Consider the following 3,929-nt stretch of genomic DNA (forward strand, 5'->3'; position numbering starts at 1 on the left):
AGAGTGATCTATACCACCAATGCGATAGAGTCGCTAAACAGTGTGATTCGAACGGCGGTGAATAAGCGTAAGGTGTTTCCCTCTGATCAGGCAGCTTTCAAGGTGGTGTACTTAGCCACCCAGCAGGCCTCTAAAAAGTGGTCGATGCCAATCCGTAACTGGACGTCTGCCCTTAATCGCTTTATGATTATGTTTGATGATCGCATTAGTAAGCATTTAATCTAAATGGCAGTTACACAGAATCTGGGATGGGCTCCCTCAAAAGAAATGCTGCCTTTTACTTATAACACTAACTCTTAAAAACTTAGCCCTTCACATTCACCACATAACGCCCAACCACCTTGCTAGACATAAAGCGATCTAGGTATTCTGGTGTTTGCTCTAACGTAATCTCTTCACCATAGCTTTCAAGATTAGGCAGTTTCATATCGGTGGCGACACGTTTCCAAATGGCTTCTTTGTCAGCCAATGGAATATAGACCGAGTCGATACCCAATAGCGACACCGCGCGGGTGATAAAAGGTATCACCGACATCGAAAAATCAGCGCCACTTGCTAGGCCACAGCTGGTCACTGCACCGCCAGATTTGGTTTGCTTGAGCAGGTTGGGTAAGTAGTCGCCGCCGATGGTATCAATAGCATTGGCCCATAGCTCACGGCCGACAGGTTTGTTACCGATTTCATTGATGGTATCGCGATGACGTACTTCGCTCGCGCCCACTGCTTTTAGATGATCGCTTTGCTCTGGCTTACCTGAGAATGCAATCACTTCATAGCCGAGCTGCTTTAGAATAGCGATACTGATCGTACCTACACCACCCGTTGCACCAGTCACAGCAACTGGGCCATCACTTGGTTTTGCGCCCATTTTTTCTAACTTTTGGACACTTAGCGCTGCGGTTAAGCCGCCAGTACCATATGTCATTGCTTCTTTTAGGGTGAGCGTTTCTGGACAAGCCAGTGCCCACTCTGCGGGGATTGAGATCATCTGACCAAGGCCACCATCTGTGTCCATACCGAGATCATAGCCGAATACCAATACTTCTTGCCCTACAGTAAACGTGCCTGACTTGTCACTGACGACTACGCCAGCTGCGTCGATACCTGGGGTATGCGGGTACTGTTTGGTGATTCGTTTATTACCCGTGGCTGACATTGCGTCTTTAAAGTTTAACGATGAATAATGCACTTCGATGAGCAAGTCATTTTCTGGCAAGTCACTGACTTTGCGCTCTTGGATGCTTTTTTTGAATTCACCATCGCTGGTTTCTTCGACAACTAAGGCTTTGAAGGTTGTATCGTTTGACATAGTTATATCCTTATTAAATATTATTATTTGGGTTGATAGGTAATTGCTTATGAAACTAATTACTTTGAAATCATCATGACAACAGCACGGTTAAAATAAAAAAGCCCATAGTATTATCTGACGAGTAATACAAATGGACTTTTCATATTTATGATGCCTTCAATGACAATCAATGCAAGGTTAGAGTATCACTTAAGGCTTTAGAATAACTTTACCTTTTTTGCTTGATTGTACTTTTCCAGAGACGGCAGTCGTGATGTCGTCCAGACTATAGATAGCCTCAATCGGTAGTTTTAGATCGCCGTTCGAAGCGCGTTCTAGTAGCTCATCGATTAGACGTTTTTTGTTTTCGAGATCCATCTCTTGACTGGTTTTGCTGCCCCAGAATCCTTTGACAGTCGCTTGCTTAAAGATCAAGCTACCAGCGTCTAGTGCCATTGGCTTGCCTGACATGATACCAAATGAGACCAGTGTTCCTTTGCTACCCAGTAACGATAGTAGCTCATTGCTCGACTCACCACCGACTGAATCGACGGCTGCTGTAATTTTGTCATCACCAATGATAGCGCGAACTTGGTCTTTCCAGTCATCATCAGCAGTGACGACATTGTTTTTGATGCCGAGTGAGGTCAACTCTTCTATCGCGTCTTTACTACGTACGAGATTGATCGTATTTACACCGCGTGCTGCTGCGAGCATGGCAAGGGTTTTACCGACAGCGCCGTTTGCCGCGTTATGAATAATCCATTGACCTTTATCTACTTCTAAGAATTCTAATAGCATTAGGGCAGACAGCGGCATAGCGATCAGCTGGGCAGCCAACTCGTCTTCGATGCTATCAGGCATGTTAAATACCATGCTAGCAGGTGCAACAAAATACTCTGCCCACGTCTCGTGCACACTGGCGCACGCAACACGCTGGCCGACGCTTAGATCTGTGACGTCATCACCCACAGCATCGATAATACCTAGCGCTTCACTACCACCGATGGCTGGCATTTCAGGCTTATAGCCGTATTGACCACTTACGGTCAGCAAGTCATGGTTATGAATAGGGGAGAGAATGGTTTTGATACGGACTTCGTTGGCAGCAGGCTGGGGCATGGGGCTGTCGCCAACGCTTAATACGTTGGAGGGTTTGCCAAAGCTGTTATGAATAGCACTACGCATGATGATTTCCTTTATATATTTATGATTTAATTTATGTATAAGTGTATTAAGAGTATGAATAACCGATGATAAACATCATGTCATTGGGATCACTCATCAATGTATTTTTTCTTCTAGTAGAAACGATATCATGATAATGATGCTTAGAGGTTATCGACTAACAAAGACACTATACTTAAAAATAGACTGGTCGTCTAGGAGTTGGATACATTTGCGCTAACGGGATTTTGTTATAGAAAGCTTGGCTTACATCGGTAATATTCTCTAGCGTTAGATAGTCAATCGCATATATATGGAATACGGCATTAGGCCAGTTCAGTCTATTCTCTATAGAACCTTGACTTGCTTGCCCTATATCTAAACTATCTTATAACGACGATGACTCAGAATTATGATAGCTATCGATACTGTTTAATAAAACTCTATCCTACTCAGCACGTGCTCTTGTACTAGATAGGCGCAGATGTATGCACTTGGCCATGCAAACATAAAGGCCAGTCCCCATGAATGCATCAACTCCATAAAAAATCCGTCGATAAAGCCTTGTTTGACCACCAATAGGGCTGTTGAGATAATCAGTGACATCATCATCGCCATCAGGCCTGTAAAGATAAGGCGGTAATATTTGCGGCGCGTACGTATTCTGATAGTGGGGAAGTTGGCCATAGTATTCGGTTGTCCTACATAGTGTTAGCTACGCCCAGCCTATGATGCGGGCATACGGTATAAATATAATAGTCAGGTAATGAGTAGTTGTAGTAAATGAAGTGATAATTATCAGTGTTCATCATACTCCGTGATGCCGAACGGGTAAAATCGTTATTATCAATGGTAGGGTTTGCGATATGTTATTAATATGATTATTGTCTTTAAGGCAGCGTTTTAAAGCTTTTTGAAGAAGTTATTTCTAAAAGGAATATCTCTAAAAACAGCGCGTTCTCAACAGTCGATTTTGCTACGATAACTTACTATAACTAAGACCAAAAACCACTAGGGGTATAGTATGGCAGTTCAAGAACAAAGGGATTTTCAACAAAAAACATTAGGAATCATCGGTGGTATGAGCTGGGAGAGTACCGAGAGCTATTATCGTCTGATTAATGAAGGTATCAAGCATCAGCTTGGCGGATTACATTCAGCAGATTTGTTGATTCATAGTGTGGATTTTGCGTTGATCAATACGTTACAGGAGCAAGGCAGATGGGACGAGCTAGGCGTGATAATGGCTAGCAGCGCTCAGCGTCTACAAGCAGCTGGCGTACAAGGAATCATGATTGCCTCTAACACGATGCACAAACTGGTCGATGACGTGCGCTCCGCCACAGACTTGCCATTGACTCATATCGCTGATGCGACGGTAATCCCCCCAATAAATAAGAACACTTACAAATAGAGATTAACTGCTAAAATACACCAGCAGGAGAATCCTATGAAAAAGACACGCTTTAGC

At 43.6% G+C, this 3,929-nt stretch carries 5 protein-coding genes; 2 read left to right on the forward strand and 3 right to left on the reverse strand.

Annotated elements, in window-relative coordinates; all coding sequences use genetic code 11:
• Positions 1-225, forward strand: a 225-nt coding sequence (locus ACQKCG_RS13760) for a transposase (RefSeq protein ID WP_427585489.1), incomplete at its 5' end; no start/stop codon positions are given.
• Between the two features lie 79 nt (positions 226-304).
• On the opposite strand, the gene ACQKCG_RS13765 is transcribed toward ACQKCG_RS13760, so the two are convergent.
• The 3 genes from ACQKCG_RS13765 to ACQKCG_RS13775 form a co-directional block, all read right to left on the reverse strand.
• Positions 305-1,309: a YhdH/YhfP family quinone oxidoreductase gene (locus ACQKCG_RS13765; protein WP_134292791.1), complete on the reverse strand. Its 1,005-nt coding sequence runs from the start codon at positions 1,307-1,309 to the stop codon at positions 305-307.
• 192 nt (positions 1,310-1,501) lie between these two features.
• Complete coding sequence (locus tag ACQKCG_RS13770; protein ID WP_134292792.1) at positions 1,502-2,479, reverse strand: zinc-binding dehydrogenase; 978 nt, start codon at positions 2,477-2,479, stop codon at positions 1,502-1,504.
• Positions 2,480-2,890: 411 nt separating this feature from the next.
• Positions 2,891-3,145, reverse strand: a complete 255-nt coding sequence (locus ACQKCG_RS13775; protein ID WP_102078218.1) for a DUF2798 domain-containing protein — start codon at positions 3,143-3,145, stop codon at positions 2,891-2,893.
• Positions 3,146-3,482: 337 nt separating this feature from the next.
• Here ACQKCG_RS13775 and ACQKCG_RS13780 point away from each other — a divergent pair, with 337 nt between their 5' ends.
• Positions 3,483-3,872, forward strand: a complete 390-nt coding sequence (locus ACQKCG_RS13780; protein WP_227543705.1) for an aspartate/glutamate racemase family protein — start codon at positions 3,483-3,485, stop codon at positions 3,870-3,872.
• Positions 3,873-3,929 lie beyond the last annotated feature (57 nt).

The organism is Psychrobacter sp. NPDC078929, from assembly GCF_050267985.1.
Taxonomy (GTDB): Bacteria; Pseudomonadota; Gammaproteobacteria; order Pseudomonadales; family Moraxellaceae; genus Psychrobacter.